The sequence below is a fragment of the Bacteroides sp. AN502(2024) genome (assembly GCF_041227145.1).
GTDB lineage: Bacteria > Bacteroidota > Bacteroidia > Bacteroidales > Bacteroidaceae > Bacteroides.
This window is the reverse complement of the sequence record NZ_JBGFSP010000003.1, coordinates 622,746-639,925: the sequence shown is the minus strand read 5'-3', so window position 1 is coordinate 639,925 and position 17,180 is coordinate 622,746. Positions and strand designations below refer to the sequence as shown.

Here is a 17,180-nt window from a genome sequence, read left to right as displayed (position 1 = left end):
ATTTATGTATGAATGGTTATTAAAATTGAAATGAAAGTCCTACGCTGTATGTAGCGATGTTCGGGTATTTGCTACCGGATCCATTACCCAGTTCAGGGTCCCAAAGGGCAAAAGATGAGAAGGTCAGTACGTTTGACAACAAGGTGTAGAGTCTGAGGGTCGAGATTCTTAGCTTGTGCGTCATCGATGCTGGGAAGGTGTAGCCGAAATCCAGTGTCTTGAGGCGTAGGTAGGCACCATTCACAATCCAGTGTGTGCTTGAAGCATAATTCTGGTTATTGTCCGAAGCATAGTTCAGGCGCGGATAGAACGCATCCTGACGTGGGTTGCTTTCGGTCCAACGGTCGGTGATGTTGGCCAGGATGTTGCCTTTGGCAGTACCGTTCTGGAAAGGAACAAAGCTGCCATTGACATAGATGTCGTTCTGGCCCACTCCCTGAAAGAAAGCTCCCAATGTGAATCCTTTGTATCCGATCGTTGTACCGAAACCATAAGTGATACGGGGCACTGTTCCGCGTCCGATGTAAGTCTTGTCATATTCGTCGATGATCTTGTCATCATTCAAGTCGCGGTATTTCAAGTCACCGGCCAATACTGTTTCAGCTGTTTTGGCTACATCGGGATTATCAATCTCTTCTTGGGTATAGAATCCGTCACAGATGTAGCCGTACTGCTGACCGATGATGCTGCCTCGACGGTCCATCCAAGCATAAGGCTTTTGGGGGGAGTCGTCTTCCACAATTTTGTTTTTATTGTAACTCATGGTTCCTTTCACTCCGAGATCCCATTTGTTGATGCGCTTGTTGAAGTCGACATTGATTTCGAAACCTTTGTTGTCTACGATACCCAGGTTACCTACAATGTTACCCGTCAGACCCATGGTTTGCGGAATGGAGCTACGCATTAAGAAGATGTTTTCGCGGCGTTCTTTGAAGAAGTCCACATTGAAAGCAAGCATATCGTTGAACAGATTTAAGTCGAACCCGAAGTTGAACTTTTTGGCTGTTTCCCATGTCACATTGGCTCCATATTTCGAAATTTGATAACCGTTGGTCACATTGTAGGTCGAGCCGCCTGTACCAAATTGGTAACCGCTGGCATTGCCGTCCATTTCGGAAAGGAATCCGAACCGGTAGTCGTTTCCGTTGATTTTAATCTGGTCGTTACCTACCAAACCGTAAGAAGTACGGAATTTCAATAGAGAGATGGTCTTGGAGATTGGTTCGAACCAACGTTCGTTCGAAATCACCCAGGCTGCACCTACAGATGGGAAGAAACCGAACCGTTTGTCGGGGTTGAAGTTTTCGGAACCGTTGTAACCGAAGTTGAATTCGACCATGTAGCGTTCATTGAATCCGTAAGTGAAACGTCCGGCCAGACCGGTAGAACGGTAAGGAAGCGAAGCCACCAGATTGTCTGCTCTCAGATTGAGCCTGTCGCTCAGGTTGACCATCAACATACCGGTCACATTATGCAGTTTGTTGAACGTATGTGCATAGTTGAGCGAAGCTTCAAAGTAGTATTTGCGGGTATTGTCTGTTGTTCCGCCTGAGGTGGTTAGGTATGGACTTGCCGAACCTTGTTGGTTGGTCTGATTTAAAATCAGTTCGCCGTTCTCATCGCGGCTGTCGGCCCAATAAGTATCGTAGTTCTTTGTACGTTTTATATAAGAACGGTTGTAAGTGTCATACGCAAACATGGCGCGGAAGTTCAGGCCTTTGAGCAGAAAACTCAAATCTTGTTTCATAGTGATGTCGGCCATCATCTTGCTTTTTACGTTGCTTTCGTACCCTGTCTGTGTCAGTTCGGCCCATGGGTTCATCAGTCCGCCACCTGTGCTTATGAAGGGAATCTCTCCGTTAGGATAGCGTACCGGCATCGTTACTGGAGGCATGTTCATGGCATCGGAGAATGCACGGGAAGCACCGTCTTTGGGTTTGTTGGCGTCTTCTACCATCACTTTGACGTTCACTTTTAAGTCGGTGGTTTTCGTTATCTTCATGTTGATGTTCGAATTGACATTGAAACGTTTGTATCTCAGTCCGGAGTCGAAGGTCTGTGCTTTGTCGCGAGTGAGCTGTCCGGTTTCACTATACATGGACGCGGATACATAATACTGCACGTTCTCCGTACCTCCGTTCACGCTGAGCGAAGCATTCTGAGTGGTTCCCATTTTGGTGAAAAGTTCATCGAACCAGTCCACAGTCGGATTCAGGTAGGGGTCTATTCCGTCAATGGTGTTCTGTATTTTCTCTTCCGAGAAGAAAGCGTCTTTCCCACGGGTCGTAAAGGCTTCGTTGGCGGCATTCATGTAGGTTACTCCATCGGCCAAACGAGGCACTTTGGTAAAGTCTGTCACACCAAAATTATATTCAGCACGGATTTGTGGCTTGCCGATACGTCCTTGTTTAGTATTGATGATGATAACACCGTTTGCACCACGCACACCGAATACGGCTGTAGCTGATGCGTCTTTCATGATGCTTACAGATTCGATATCTTCCGGATTGAGCTCATCCATGCTGCGTTCAACACCGTCTACCATGATTAGCGGAGAAGTGCCTCCTAATGTGGCGATACCGCGAATCCAAATGTTGGAGGTGTTGTCTCCCGGTGCACCCGATGACTGCTGTCCGATAAGACCGCTGATACGTCCGCTCAAGGAGCTCGACATGTGTGCCACGGGTTGTTTCAAGTCGCTCACCATCTTTACGCTCGATTGTGCGCCGATGGAGGAAATTTTCTTCTGTGTGCCGTAACCCACTACTACGACTTCACCCAGTTCTTTGGCATTTTCCACCAGTTTGATTCTGAGAGGTTGTGTGTCTTTTAGTTTTATTTCCTGTGGGACATAACCTATAAAGGTTGCAGTAAGTGTGGAACCCACGTTGGCTTCCAATGTAAAGTTACCATCAAAATCGGTAATTGTACCGATGGTAGTGCCTTTGATAACGATGTTGGCACCGATGATAGATTCACCAGTGGTCGCATCCACTACTTTACCCTGCACATTCATGTTTTTCTGTGCACTCATTCCGATGCTGATGAAACAACTCAGCAGAAATAAGATTCTTAGTCTTACATTTAAGTTCATTTGTTCTTTTTTTTGTTGATTCAATTTTTGAATTTTTGTGGAGGTAAAAGTATGAACTCTAATATGTAACCGTGTAGCTATTCTTGTCAAAAGTGTATGTATTCCCGTTTGTATACAGATTTTGCAGGAGTGTATACAGATTTTGAATCCTAAAGAATAGTTGGATAAAAGTACTAACGTTCTGGAATATAAAAGATTAGATGGTATAAGTAGATGGAAGTATAATGTTTAGGTTGCAGATGTACAAATAATAGATGAATTTGGGTTAAAAGCAACATCCCATAACATGAATTGATCTGAATCACATTATGGAACGTTGATTCTTGTAAATTTAAGTATTTTACTGTGCAGTGTGAGCCTTTACAGTAGGTTATTGTCTTTACTGTTTGTTCGATAAATGTTACTTACTCCTTTTTCTCATTTTTGTTGTATCCAACTCATCTTTCTGTTTATTGTTATTGCGATATTCTTTGGGAGTTGTTTGGTAGTATTTGGCAAATTCTTTATAGAAATGTGCACGGTTATTGAATCCGCTACTATAGATGACTTCCTGAATGGTTAACGTGGTAGTGCGTAGTAGTTTAGCGGAAAAAATAATCTTGTGTCTTTTGATGAAATCTTTGGGTGGAAGTTGGTTAAGGTCTTTCAATTTACGGTAGAGTGCACGCACACTCATCTGCAAATAGGTGGCTAAGTCTTCGGGCGAGAGTTCTGCGTTTTCGATGTTTTTGTCGATAAATTCAGTTACGGAGTTTAGGAAATCCTTGTCTTCCTTTTCCATCAACTGACCGTTAGAGTAGTCGAAGGCGCAAGCCGAAGAGTTATAATATTCTCGCATTCTGTTTTTGTTTTCTATCAGTCGGTCAACAGTGGCTCGCAGATAGTCGATGTTGAATGGTTTACCAATGTAAGCATCGGCTCCCGAATCCAATCCTTTCACCTGCTCGTCACTGGTATTGCGTGCTGAGAGAATAATGAGCGGAATGTGCATTGTATGTTTATTCCCTTTGATGAGGCGTGTCAGTTGAATGCCATCGATACCAGGCATCATAATATCAGTGACAATAAGGTCGGGTGTTTCTCGTTTGAGTAACGCTAACCCTTTTTCTGCATCGGTGGCTGTCAATACCAGATAATGTGCAGAAAGCGAGTCGCTTAGTAGTTCCAATATGTCAGCGTTATCATCGATGACCAGTACACGGGATTTGGCACTATCATTCGATGATTCTGTATTTATTTCAGATTTAGCTGAAACGACCGGTGTATCGGTTATCTTCATCGGAGAAAATGAATCGGAACGAAATCCGGTTTCCTCCTCAGACACTGTTGGAACGGTGGCGGTGAGTGAAGGCAGGATCACTATGAAGCGGGCATATTTTTCAGCCTCGCTTTCAATGCGGATATCACCTTCAAGCAACTTGGTCATGCTGTGACAAATGGCCATTCCCAGTCCGTTGCGTGAAGAAAGTCCACCTACAAAATTCTCTTCTACATTGTCGAGTACCGTGTAGCGGTTGAATATGTGCTGTTTATCTTCTTCGCGAATACCTTTTCCTGTGTTATAGACTGAAAGATACAAGTTGTTATCTTTTAGTTTGAGCGTGATGCGTATTTCACCATCTATGGGTGTATATTTGAAAGCATTCGATACCAGATTACTGAGTATTTTTGTGAAACAACTTTTATCGGTGTTCCACTCCACATTGGGCTGTATATCATTCGTAAAACGAATACGGTTTTGTTCGGCGATGGGGAAGAATGATGCAGTGATGTCGCTACATACTTGACTGACTTGTACGGGACGTACTTTTCGTTCTTTATGACCGGTTTCAATCCGTCGGAAGTCTATCATTTCCTGAATAAGGGCATTGATTCGTTCAGCGTTCCATTTAATGAGCTGGATGTACTTACGGATAAAGTCATCGGTGTGTTTATATCCTAAAATTCGTTCGCACGGACCATAAATAAGAGTTATCGGTGTACAAAATTCGTGAGTGATGTTGGTAAAGAAACGTAGCTTCTCTTCGTACACTTCTTCGCGATGTTCCTGTTCCAATTTTTTCATAGCTTCCTGTTGTTTATGTTGTCGCTTGCAAATCCATATCCATACGGCTGCTATTATCAGAACAATTGTTAGTAGCCAATAGGCTACTAATGCCGGAAGACTCCAGTACCAAGGTGGAGTGATGTGTATATGAATTGTGTAAGTGTCACTTTCGCGACCTGTTACTTGATTTCGATATTTTATGTATAAGGTGTATTGTCCTGGTGTAAGGCGAGTAAACTGGATTGAATGGTTTTTCCCGTTGTCTACCCATGGTGACTCTTTCTCAAGTTTGTAAAGATACGTGTAGTTACTTGCATTGATGTAGTCGGCTACTACATATCCTAGGTTAAAATAGTCTTGATCATGTGAGAGGGTTAGTAATGTTTGCCCGTTTTCTTGTTTCGTATGGTCATGGAAGTTGGCTTCCTTTCCTAAAATTTGAAGACGGGTAAAGCGTATAGGTGGCATGTATTCTGTTTGTGCCAGTCGAGTTGTATCGGCTTGCACTATGGCAAATCCATTGATGCCTCCAAAGAATAGTGCATGGTCTGTGCGTAACGATGCTCCATCACTAAATTCAATGATTCTCAATCCTTTATTAAGATCGTAAGTTTGATAATTGTTAGTTGGTGTATGAAAACAAACCAGTCCTCGGTTTGTTGCGATCCAAAGGTTTTGCTGGGTATCTGGCTCAATGGAATGGATGGCACTATTGACAAATCCGTTTTCGCGATTGAAACAGGTTTCGTATTCTGTGGTCTGTTTTATTAATCCGTAACTGCTTCCCAGCCAGATCGTGCTATCGGATGACACGATGGAAAAAATATCGTTGACTGTGGGATTGTCGTAACTACTACGCAAAGGCACAGATACCAATTGGTTGCCTTCGATGCGGAATACTCCATTCCCTCGGTTACCAAATAGTGGATGTCCGTCACGGTCGGTTCCGATAGTAAAAAAATAGTTGGACGAAAGATGCCCTTCATCAATGGTGTAAGATGTGAAATGGGTTATTCGGGGCGCATCGTTCGTTCCTTCTATATATGCTTTGATAATACCGGGACCGGCTGTAGCAATCCATAGGGTAGAATCGTTTTCTTCATATAGGTCGTGCACGTAAGACAGTTTGCGGGGGACCTGTAAAGATTGTATGCGATTGTCGGCATACGAATAGTAATTGATTCCTCCGTCTGTACCTATCCAGAAAATAGGGCGCCGGCTCTTTGCAAATGCAAACACAGAACTGTTGAGTAATGGCGTGTTGGCCGTAGTAAGCAGTTCTGTGTGATAGTCGGTTGTGTTCCGGTTCACATCGTAATGGGGAATTTTTAAGAGACCTTCCCCTTTGATACCCAGCCAAAGCGTTTGGTCATGGTCGAGGAAGAGAGAACGTACTGGTTTGCCTATCTTCATGTTCAAATCTTGGTAGGTGACTGACCGCACAGAGTAAGGCTCTTCGGAATAAAGATACACTCCTTGTCCGTCTGTACCTATCCATAATATATCTTGAAAGCGGTCTTTGAGTAGGCAAAAGATGCCCGAACGGATGCCGAGGTCTTCTTTATGATATTCTTTCCCGTTATTCTGTGGTGAGAGTTTGATTACCCCATTGTTAAGAAATGAAATAAAGTAACAGCCTCCAAGTTGTACGATGCTGGAAATAGCACCTCGTTGTGTTATTTCTTCTTTGATATTAGCAATCGGAATTTTATGATTGGAGTCTATGTCGTAACGGTACAAATCACCTGCAAAACTGATTACATACGTATCTTCCCAGTCTTTGTGTGTATATTGAATATACAACGAATCAATTGTTTGCGGTGCACCGAGCGAGTAGTGCTTGTCGTCATGGGTTTGGAGCGGATAACTAATTATTCCATCTCGTGAGAAGGTCAGTAGGTGGTTATTATCTATATATATGTCTTGCACGTACATCCAATCGGGTGTATATCCTGTGAGTTCCACCAAACTATCTGATTTGTGGCGTTGATAATGGAGCTTATAGTTGTTGAAGAGTACAAATACATCTCCTTGTTTACTTTGTCTGATTTTGAGCCCTCCTTTCGAAAGTGGATAGCTTACAATACTACGGCTTTGTTTGTCAACTCTGTTAACTCCGTAGTTTGTCAGCACCCACATATCGTCATCTGTTTCAAGCATATATTTGATAATGTTGCCCGAAAGATATTGCTGATTGGGTATTGAGAATGGTGTGACACTCACTCCGTCATAAAGGTTAAGCCCATCGTAAGTTCCAAACCACATGATGCCTGTGCGATCTTGGTAAAGGGAGAGGATAGCACTATTGGATAATCCATCCAAATTCGAGATTTGTTTGAGATTGTAACTGTAAATAGTTACTGTATAAAGCAACATGTTGCAGATTCCTAATACTCGTTTTAAGATATCCATAGCATCAATAAGAAAGTTTAATTATTATAGTGCTGCAAAGGTAAGTTTATAATCTAGAAAAGGAAGGGTAAGATAGAAAAAAATTCTATATGAATAGACGAGAAATAGACAAAGGACAATTGCTTACATGTGTTTGCTTGGGCGCAGGATAAATTCGTGTGGAACGTGCATCTGCATTAGTCTCTCATCCTTTGTTCCGCAATCAATAATCAAGGAAATAGAGCAGAATGTAAACTCTTCTGCCGAAAGAAGCGGTTGGTAACGTGGTAGTCAGAATTACTTTGATGCCGCCTGAGCGGAAACGAACTAAGAATTGTGAAGAGGTTTGTTTGCTGATACCTAATCGTATGTATCCTTTGTCTGTGAAGAAATCCGGATGGGGGTTGCCCCATCCTTCAGTTATGGAATTGCTCATAAGTACAACCCGCTTACTCAAATGCATAGTGTTGCAGACTGACCCAGTCTTTTTATTGGGCAAGTGTGGCTGTCTACAGGATAACTTCCCTTACGACGGTTGTCAAGAGTCTTTTTTCATCGTTTACAGGGTTTGAATTTCTTCCAATCGAGTATTAACTGTTCATTGTCATGCGTGATTTCGATGCGAGTACAGTCGAACGGGGCGTGACAGTAAGGATTGTCGTAGCGGTAATTCCAGCGTAGGGGCATTTCTTTTCCAGTTACCATCCAAGGGACATTCCATCCGTAGGAGATGGTGCCTTCGGAAGGGGAGTTGTAGGTTACTTCCGTACCATCGGTGCGGACTGAAGCTACCGATATCTTTTCCACAAAACGGGCAAAGCTGCCATAAGTGCTTTTTTCTCCCATTTCGCAAATCCAAATGTTTTGTCTGCCTGGAGCAAAGAGGTCGCACACTTCACCACGATCGTCGGCCTTCAGGCGGGTGTCGTTGGCTGAATAGAGGGCTATGTAACCATCTCCTTTACGGGCAAATATCCAGTGACCGGAACGGTGGGTCTCATCGAATTCGTTGAGGGGGAAATAGGCATGTGTGTAGTCGTTACGTTGAGATTCGGGAATGTTATAGATGCATACGACCACCGAACCACTCTGTGCGGCACGAGGTAAAATCTCATTGCCGCTCCAATAGTTAGGTGACCAACGTAAGTTCTTACCTCCCGGATGATTGGTATAAACCAATGCTCGGTTGCCTAGAGTGGCCTGCCAAACATGTTGCTGGTAGCCGGGGGCACCTTTGCGGTAGTCCATGACACTGCTTAGCATGTAGTGAGGTGTGCGAAGGGTCATCACGTTGGCTTCAGAAAGGGCAAAACGGTCAAGGCGTAGACTGACGGGATGACCGTAACGGGCTGTTTCGTCATCGTAGCGGCGGATATAATTGTCGTAGTTGCGGTAAGGCCATACATCGTATTTCTCGGAAAGTTGTTTCGACATACGGATGGTTGTGGGATGAATAAATTCCTGCATTCCCCAAAAAAGGTGACAATCTATTTCGTCAGTTAAATCAAGACCATAGTCGGCAGCGTCTTCGGCATTGATGCTGATGCGTTGTCGGTTGACATAAGGAGTGCGATAATCTACAGCAATGCGGGTAATTAGTTCAGGACAACGATAGGCACTGGTGGCAAGTGCTACAGGGGCAATCACTTCATCCCTTTCGTATGTTCCTACTCCGAAGACGAGTTTGGTGAGCGGTGACGTATGGTGAGCTCCCATGATAAGTGAATGAGCGTAAGCACGTCCGCTTGATGATCCCATAAAACCTTTGTAATTATTGAGTGCTACATCGAACATCAACAGGTCGAGCACTATACGTGCCTTTTCACGCAACGTAGCGTCTTCGGCATAGTCATACAGGTTGGTCAGTAGAAGGACTTCCACTTCGTAGTAAGTGGACATCCATTCGCTAAAACCAAAACGGAAACGGAAGTCGAGCCAGCGTTCGAGGCGTTTTTTTGCATGAGCAATGTGCCATCGGCCGTTGTTGCCATCGGCAAACCGGGTCTTTTTATAGAGCTGTCCCGCCAGCAGCTCTGCCGTATGATAGAGTGCTTGATGATTTTCGGTGTGGTAGCAACGGTAAGTCGTATCACGGCGTGCATCGTCCCACCAATACTTAAAGTCGAGGATGCAGTCTTCTATTTTCCTTTTCATTTCTTCCGGAAAGAAAGGTTGTTTTTTATCCAGGTAGACCATGCGAATCAGACAGTTCAGTGTGAAGTCATTGCAATCACGGTTGGACTTGATGACTGAAAAGACTTCTTCCATCTTGTTCATTTCTAATGGACGACCCGAAGCAGCCCGGGCTGCTTGTCGGAAAACACTGTAAAGCGGATGTCCGTTTCCATTTTCCGAATAATAGTTCAGGAATTGTGCTCGGCGTTCTTCGTAAGTACCGCGCGGAGTGCTCCAATACTCATCGTGTTTTTGGGCTTGAAGGGGCAAAGCGATTCTCCATCCACACACTAACAGGAGTATACAAATTAGTTGTTTCATTGTTGTTCTAAAGAATTTATAGGATTAATCGTAATATCTGTTCCAATCGTAAGGAAATGGAATACATTTGTAGTAGTGTAGCCAATGTGCAGGGCGTTCGAAATCTTCAGGCAGTGGTATTGTTCTGCTAATTCTGTCCAAAGTATCTTGCCTGAAGGCATTCGGTAGGTCTAAGGCAGACGATGGAATCACAGCAGGTAAGGAAGCGGACAAGTGTCAAAATTGCAAAATGTCCGCTTACGGGTGTGTGATACAGTTCGGTGGCGCGAGTGTCATGCGGCGTACGCCCTCTGATGCTGTCGGTCGTTACTCGGTGATAGTCGAAGACTGTCCAAATAGGGTCGTCGTGCCAAGACTCGAGACCATTGTATGCCGATTTATGATATAATTGAGTCCCAATAGCATGGAGTCGTTCACGTATGTTTTGCGTGACATCATCATGCCGTTAATCAGTCTCATATCTCTCGTACCTGTTTTTATTGAATGATACCTGCCCATCCTCCGTTGCGTACTAGCTTTAGTTTCAGCTTGTCGCTGCTGCGGACGTCTTTTTCACGTTTTTTGTAGTCCATTGCCTGTCGGTCGGCATTGATGCCGTCCTCGAAGTAAATGAGGTGCCGTGTCTGTCCGTCGGGCAAAAAGCTGAGATCGATTTCCAATTCACGTCCGTTGTTGTTGGTAATGGCACCGATAAACCAACGATTACCACTGCGGCGTGCTGTTACTACGTATTCTCCGACTTTTGCATCAAGCACCCGTGTCTCGTCCCAAACGACAGGTACACTGGAGATGAATTCTGTGCAAGGACGTTCACGATAGTAATATACAGGATTGTCGGCCAACATCTGCAATCCACTTTCGAACATCACGAACAATGCCATTTGATAGGCACGAGTTCCGGACCCCATTGCATTGGCACGGGTTGAACGATTGTCTTCAGGTTGTGCAGAGAGCATAGAACCGGGAGTGAAATCCATCGGACCTACAGCATTGCGTATAAAGGGCAGGTAGATGCTATTGGCAGGTTTGCAGTTGCCTCCTTGTTCCATTCCCAGCACTCCTTCATATGATAATACATTGGGGAAGCGGCGTTCCAGCCCGGCAGGTTTAAAGGCTCCGTGAAAATCAACAAATAAATGGTACTTGGCAGCTTCGCGTGCTACGCGTTCGTAGTAGTTGACCATCCATTGGTCGCTGCGGTCCATGAAGTCGATCTTCACACCAGCCACTCCCCATTCGGCAAAGGTGCGGAAAAGACTGAAGTTATTTTCTACTGTGAGCCAGGTGAGCCATAGTATTACTTTAACGTTGCGTTCCTGTCCATATTGAATGAGTTTCTTGAGATCAATGGTGGGATTGGGAGTAAAGGGATCGCGAGTGCTTTTTGCCCAACCTTCATCCATGATAATGTAAGGAATGCCAAAAGTAGAGGCGAAGTCTATATAGTATTTATAAGAATCCATATTGTAACCCGACCGGAAGTCTACTCCATAAAGACGGGCGTCGTGCCACCATTCCCAGCTTACTTGTCCAGGCTTTATCCAACTACAGTCTTCGATCTCGCAAGGAGCGGATAAGTTGTAGACCATTTCATTTTCTACAAGTTCTTTGTCCTCGCGCGAAATGACAAAGAAACGCCAAGGAAAAGAGCGTTGTCCGGCAGTATGAGCAATGTAGTCGGCCTCTTTCAGGATCTTGACGCTACGGTCGCCATCATCGCCAAACTCCAATGGACAACGGGGGAAAAGAGATTTCATGCCGTTGTCTCCCGTTCCACGTAAGAACATACAGGGATAGTCGTACAAATCGGCTTCAGAAATTAAGATTTTGTATTTTTTGTCAGTCTCTAACAACACGGGCAGGTAAGTCATACGGTCTTCAGGACGGTATCTGTCGGTCTTCAAATGGGTGTAGGGATACTCATATGAAGTCTTGAAACCATTCGATTGTGAAACGTGTGCAGTGTAACTGTTGGGAAAATGGATGGCAAATGCCTCGTCTGTTACATCTATTTCTCCTTTGCGGGAAGTGATGAAACGGTAAGCCATTCCGTTATTGAACACACGAAACTCTACGGCATAGTCACCAGCCATTGTCAGCAATAATGTATTACAATGGTTGCGTACTTGAGCGTTCTTTAAAGGAATTTCACGGTTCACAGTTTCATCAATCGTGCCACGTTTGGTACTACGCAGGCGAGGATTTACGCCAAGCACTTCATTGCCCAGCGAGAGTGAGAGTGAGCAACGTTCTAGTAGTACTTGTTCATCGGCCGATACCGAGTAAGCAATGTGGTCGGTTAGTTCAATGTTTACTTTTAGTGTCCCATCGGGTGAGGAAACACGAATGTTTTTGGCATAAGCCGTGTGGTTGTATGCCAATGCATACACAGCCAGCAAAATGATAGTCAATCTGTTCATGTATAATTGAGTATTTCGTTATGGTTCTAAAAATGCTGTGACACACCAGAGGACAGGGGCTTGTCCATGCATATTTCCCAACAATGTCTTTCGGTTCAGATAGAATTGGCGGTCATTGGTCTTGTTGGTTCCTTCGCACACTCCGTCTAAATCACCGTTTGCATCTATGTGCTTCACTAGTGCAATCCATGCTTTACGTACCACTGGTGTATAGGTTTTAGCATCGAGCCAACCTTGTTTCACCCCTTTAATCATGGCGTATGTGAACATGGCGGAACCAGAAGTCTCGGTCCATGTTGTCGGATCGTCAATCAGTTGTCCCCACAAACCGTCTGCCTTTTGGTATTGCAGTAATGTGCTCATCATTAAACGATAAGAATCGAGAATGCGTGGACGGTTGGGATTGTCGACCGGAAGTAAACTCAATAGCTCAGTCATGCCGGCAGCCATCCATCCATTTCCACGTCCCCAAAAGAAGGGGACATCTTCTGCGTGATGAAAGAGCCCGTTCGGACGTTGTATCTTGTCGAGATAAACCACCATCTCTGTTGCTGCTCGGTCAATGTATTTGCGATCGTGGGTGATAAGGTATGCTTGCGATTGAATAGCTGAAATCATGAACATATCGTCAATCCAAAAACGGGTCTGCCACGAGAGTCCTTGATCGAGCAATGCCTGGTATTCGTTGCGGTGGCGGGTGTTATGGGGCATGGTCCATTGTTCATCGGCATACCATAATCCCATCCAACGATAGATTTCTTTATGTGTCTGTGCATAAAGTTGCAAAGGAATGGTTCCAAACACTGTATGGTCTACATGGTCAGGCAGAGGTTGTAAACGACGCTCGGGACCGAATATGGGTAGGAATCGCTCTTCGAGTTGACGTAATAAAAGGGTGTCGGCGGTTACACCTGCATAGCGTAGCGCACCCAGCCAAGCACAGGTTTCCGGATAGGTGATTTCTCCCGGAGGTGCCGGATTTCCGTTGAAGTTCGGATGAGGAACTTCAACAAAACGTTTGCTCACTTGTGATCCTACCTCTCGGGGGGAGGCACCTTTCGGCCATTTGTCAAAGCCTCGACCAACAGATGCTGTCAAAGGCAAGCCAATGGTTGTCAGTAGTATAATAAGCCATTTATACATAATGCTTTTCTCCTTTCTTTTCTTTATTTAATTTTGTTGAGTAAATCTACTTTTCCTTCGTCTGCTTTTATCGGATTAATAGCGTTTAATTGCTTGTCGACCAAAGCAAGCAGTAAGACTGTACTGACTAATAATTTCTTATTCATTACTTGTTTTCTTATTGATATTGGGACTAATTAATTCTTTCTTTATACTTAATTCCGTGTCGATTTTTTTGTTTATCTTCGGTGGTTTGTTCCACAAAAGTAAGTAATGCTCTGTATTTTCTTCTATTTTAATGTACCAATAATCTGTTGGAAAACAAGTTTGGCAAGAATGAATATAAATTGGCAGTATCGGTTCTTAGCTCTATTCTTGCTATTTCTGTATGTTGTTATGTTGACGTGAATATAAGTGGATAAATATATTTCTGAAAATTAGGGACATAGCGATAAAAGTATTAAACTTATAGTGTCTAATTATAACATTTCATATAGACCCGATAATACATCTTATTGAACTTTCATTGCATAATCCGGTTTCAGCCGTTTCAGTATTGTCTGCAAACTCTTTGCTGGAAGGTGATAGCGGCTGAAAGCAGTTTTTCCATTTTTATAGTTGGCAGGCAATCCTTCTGTAACAAGTAGGAGAGTTACCTGCAACAAGTACTACACTCAATGAAATGATGTAGGAGACTTAGGCAACTCAAGTACATGATTCGGACTGCTTCAGTAGAGGGTCGAACAAGTTCATATACATATTATTTTGTGCCTTACCGTATGGAGACGAACTTCAGGGATGCAAGCTCTCTTGAAACAGATGACTCAAACTTTCAAACTCTCCTCCGATTTTTCTGATTGATATAAAATTTATCACCTTTATCACCACTGATTTTCTACTGAACCAAATAATCCTCACTAAAAATCTACTGTGACTCTAAATCTCATGTTCACTTCGGGGAATGTAGATGACCGTGAACCATTGAAACAAGGTCGTTTTTTAGACGACATAAAAGGATAATTATGTGCCGGCAAGGATCTATCGGGCAGACCTTGTTTGAGAACCTTTTGCTTAATGGTATACAGCTTGTCGCCAAGGTAAAGAACAACATGAGGAACTCGCTGATGAGCATAGCCGACAGGATCCTGTTAAGAAAAAGAGTACTAATCGAGACTGTCAATGATGAATTGAAGAACATCGCACAGATAGAACACTCAAAAATCGGATTCTTTTTCTTTATTGAATACCTATTTCGGCAAATCCCATTGACTCTCCGTCCTTCAACATCCGTGTAGCTTTCAGCTGTATGTACCGTGTCTTAATGGGAGTGAAGTAAACGGATTGTAGTATTGGATTGTTTCGGATGTTCGAAAATTCGTCTTTCGCCACTACCTGATTGACTGCATTGCTATCCGTTCCAACAGATATTTCATAGGCAGCGATGACACCTTTATTATATTCGCTTTGGTCGGGAAGGTAATGGAATGAAGTAATCGTACGTTCTTCCCCCAGGTCAATCAATACTGTATTTCCATTGATGAAACAGGTCGTTTGGTCATTCTTATCCATGCATTTCTGTGCTTCTTCCGTACCCACTCCGCTAAGGGTGAATGGGAAACTCTTCAGCTCTTCCGCTTTGGCGGTGTATATCTCGGAAGTTTCCCCAGCATAAAATGCTTCCATGTTATTGATGCAGAGACAAGCACGTGAATCCGTGAAACGGACACGAATCTTATCGGCCGTGATGGTTTTGAAACGGAGAAGGCGTTTATAACCAACAGTCGTTGTTTCTTCATTGAGTTTCACGGGCAGCCATTCACCTTCTTGGTTGTATTCTACTACGAATGATTTGACACGCTGTCCGAGAGGTATGTATTCCTGTAGCATCATACGGTTGATTTTCTCCGGTTGGGGCAAGTCGAATTCGATAGTGGCGGATGTTACTCCGTCGTTAGTAGACCAATAGGTGTCGTAATCATTATCTGTAACAGCTTTTGCGGAGAAAGCACCGCCGCGTTCGTCCGATGCTTTAGGAGAAAGTCCGGACAGTAAGTTGTGTGATAGTTGTTGCTGTACGTTCTTGTAGAAATTAACGGCATTGGCAGAGTCTGTCGGATGAATCAATCCGTCACGGTTCACAGGGAAGTTCAGTAATAATGTTGCGTTGTGTCCTACGCTCCGGTAATACAAGTCGGTCAGTTCGTCCACCGTTTTCACACGTTCGTCTTCTTCGGGGTGATAGAACCATCCCGGGCGGATAGAGACGTCACATTCGGCAGCTACCCACTGGTTGCCGTCGGCATGACCGTATTGCAATTCACGATAGTTGGGATAACCCGGATACACCTCTCCGGTACGAAGGAAAGACCAGTTGGTCGCTCCGGCAAATCCTTTCTCATTGCCTACCCAGCGACAGCCCGGACCACCATCGGAGAAGATGACAGCTTGCGGTTGTAACTCATCGATCATCTGGTAAGCTCGCGGATAGTTATAATAAGTTTTACGGTCGATAGTACGACTGTCTTTTGCACCTCCATACCAGCCGTCACCGCCATTAGCACCATCGAACCAGATTTCAAAAACGTCACCGTAGTTGGTCAGTAGTTCATTGAGTTGTTTGTAGAAGTAGTCTACGTATTCGGGAGAACCATAATTGGCCTGATGCCTGTCCCACGGAGACAGGTAAACAGCGAATTTAATGCCGTACTTTTTGCAGGCATCCGACAACTCACGGACGATGTCCCCTTTTCCGTCTTTATACGGAGTGTTGCGAATGCAATACTCTGTCAGTCGGGTAGGCCAGAGGCAGAAGCCATCGTGATGTTTGGCTGTCAGGATGACTCCTTTCATTCCGGATTTCACAAAGGTTTGTACCCATTGCTCGCAATCCAGTTTGACGGGGTTGAATGTCTTGGGGTCGGAATCTCCGTATCCCCATTCGCGGTCGTTGAATGTGTTAAGTCCGAAGTGTACAAAAGCGTAGGTTTCCATCTTTTGCCACTCTACCTGTTTAGCTTCGGGGATGGGCAAGATAGCTTCCGGTGCTTTTACCGGTTGGCAGGCGCTTAGTAGAAGAACTCCTGTACAGAAAATAAGAGAGTGTTTTTTCATGGGGGTGATAATTAATAAATTATTAAACAGATAAATTAATTTGCTAGAGTGTAATTCCAGATACAGAATAAACCTGTTCCTCGTAAGGATTGGCTGTCTGCTTTCCGAATACGGGCAAAGAGAAAGGCTCATCTTCAGTCTGCGTAAAATAGTTATTGGCATAAAGAGTCTGATTTTTATATTCATACTCCAATGAAAGGTCTATCTCATTGTTCTTTTTACGAAATTCGGTAGAACCCCATGCATAGACGGTCAGTCCTTTCCGGTTAAGTTCGAGTGAGGATTGCACGCTTGTATTGCCGCTGTCTATGCCACGCCAGATATAACTGCTGATAAAATCTGCATTTATGAAAACTTCTTGTGCCTGTGCAAAGGCTGTATAAAATAGGATTGCAATAAGTACGATATGTTTTTTCATTTTATCGGCCGTTTCTTTTCGAGGGTAAAGATACGTAATATATAGATAAATGATGGCAGGTAGGGTAAAAAAAAGAAAACG

The 17,180-nt window shown here is 44.0% G+C and carries 9 protein-coding genes and 2 pseudogenes; 1 reads left to right on the top strand and 10 read right to left on the bottom strand.

Annotated features, from left to right (window positions below; all coding sequences use genetic code 11):
* Nucleotides 1-19 precede the first annotated feature (19 nt).
* The 8 genes from AB9N12_RS02575 to AB9N12_RS02540 all read right to left on the bottom strand — a co-directional run bounded on the left by AB9N12_RS02575 (nucleotide 20) and on the right by AB9N12_RS02540 (nucleotide 13,737).
* Nucleotides 20-3,094 (bottom strand): SusC/RagA family TonB-linked outer membrane protein, encoded by a 3,075-nt coding sequence (locus AB9N12_RS02575; protein ID WP_369889431.1) that lies wholly within the window; start codon nucleotides 3,092-3,094, stop codon nucleotides 20-22.
* A 400-nt stretch (nucleotides 3,095-3,494) separates the two neighbouring features.
* Nucleotides 3,495-7,463 carry a response regulator gene (locus tag AB9N12_RS02570; RefSeq protein WP_369889430.1) on the bottom strand — a complete coding sequence of 1,323 codons (3,969 nt, stop codon included), beginning with the start codon at nucleotides 7,461-7,463 and terminating at the stop codon, nucleotides 3,495-3,497.
* 292 nt (nucleotides 7,464-7,755) lie between these two features.
* A complete protein-coding gene (locus AB9N12_RS02565; RefSeq protein WP_369889428.1) occupies nucleotides 7,756-7,968 on the bottom strand; it encodes a hypothetical protein in 213 nt (70 codons plus the stop codon).
* A gap of 116 nt (nucleotides 7,969-8,084) precedes the next feature.
* Nucleotides 8,085-10,028: a hypothetical protein gene (locus tag AB9N12_RS02560; protein WP_369889427.1), complete on the bottom strand. Its 1,944-nt coding sequence runs from the start codon at nucleotides 10,026-10,028 to the stop codon at nucleotides 8,085-8,087.
* 306 nt (nucleotides 10,029-10,334) lie between these two features.
* On the bottom strand, nucleotides 10,335-10,487 hold the full coding sequence (locus AB9N12_RS02555) for a hypothetical protein (protein WP_369889425.1): 153 nt from the start codon (nucleotides 10,485-10,487) through the stop codon (nucleotides 10,335-10,337).
* A 17-nt stretch (nucleotides 10,488-10,504) separates the two neighbouring features.
* The gene (locus AB9N12_RS02550) at nucleotides 10,505-12,448 is read right to left on the bottom strand and encodes a glycoside hydrolase family 97 protein (RefSeq protein ID WP_369889423.1); all 1,944 of its coding nucleotides are present in this window, start codon (nucleotides 12,446-12,448) and stop codon (nucleotides 10,505-10,507) included.
* Between the two features lie 18 nt (nucleotides 12,449-12,466).
* Nucleotides 12,467-13,591, bottom strand: coding sequence for a glycoside hydrolase family 105 protein (locus tag AB9N12_RS02545; protein ID WP_369889421.1), 1,125 nt, complete (start codon nucleotides 13,589-13,591; stop codon nucleotides 12,467-12,469).
* 23 nt (nucleotides 13,592-13,614) lie between these two features.
* Entirely contained in the window at nucleotides 13,615-13,737 is a 123-nt protein-coding gene (locus AB9N12_RS02540; RefSeq protein ID WP_369889419.1) for a hypothetical protein, read from the bottom strand.
* Nucleotides 13,738-14,506: 769 nt separating this feature from the next.
* On the opposite strand from AB9N12_RS02540, the pseudogene AB9N12_RS02535 reads away from it, so the two are divergent.
* Nucleotides 14,507-14,790: pseudogene (locus AB9N12_RS02535) on the top strand (transposase); the annotation flags it as partial.
* A gap of 16 nt (nucleotides 14,791-14,806) precedes the next feature.
* Here the strand turns inward: AB9N12_RS02535 and AB9N12_RS02530 are convergent.
* Both AB9N12_RS02530 and AB9N12_RS02525 read right to left on the bottom strand, forming a co-directional pair.
* Nucleotides 14,807-16,681, bottom strand: a complete 1,875-nt coding sequence (locus AB9N12_RS02530) for an alpha-L-fucosidase (protein WP_369889417.1) — start codon at nucleotides 16,679-16,681, stop codon at nucleotides 14,807-14,809.
* Nucleotides 16,682-16,802: 121 nt separating this feature from the next.
* Nucleotides 16,803-17,099: pseudogene (locus tag AB9N12_RS02525) on the bottom strand (hypothetical protein); the annotation flags it as partial.
* Between the last annotated feature and the right edge of the window lie 81 nt (nucleotides 17,100-17,180).

Bases quoted from the DNA above. Each gene is read 5' to 3' on its own strand.
- AB9N12_RS02575 (WP_369889431.1), bottom strand. From the start codon at position 3,094: ATGAACTTAAATGTAAGACTAAGAATCTTATTTCTGCTGAGTTGTTTC.
- AB9N12_RS02565 (WP_369889428.1), bottom strand. From the start codon at position 7,968: ATGAGCAATTCCATAACTGAAGGATGGGGCAACCCCCATCCGGATTTC.
- AB9N12_RS02560 (WP_369889427.1), bottom strand. From the start codon at position 10,028: ATGAAACAACTAATTTGTATACTCCTGTTAGTGTGTGGATGGAGAATC.
- AB9N12_RS02555 (WP_369889425.1), bottom strand. From the start codon at position 10,487: ATGAGACTGATTAACGGCATGATGATGTCACGCAAAACATACGTGAAC.
- AB9N12_RS02550 (WP_369889423.1), bottom strand. From the start codon at position 12,448: ATGAACAGATTGACTATCATTTTGCTGGCTGTGTATGCATTGGCATAC.
- AB9N12_RS02545 (WP_369889421.1), bottom strand. From the start codon at position 13,591: ATGTATAAATGGCTTATTATACTACTGACAACCATTGGCTTGCCTTTG.
- AB9N12_RS02540 (WP_369889419.1), bottom strand. From the start codon at position 13,737: ATGAATAAGAAATTATTAGTCAGTACAGTCTTACTGCTTGCTTTGGTC.
- AB9N12_RS02530 (WP_369889417.1), bottom strand. From the start codon at position 16,681: ATGAAAAAACACTCTCTTATTTTCTGTACAGGAGTTCTTCTACTAAGC.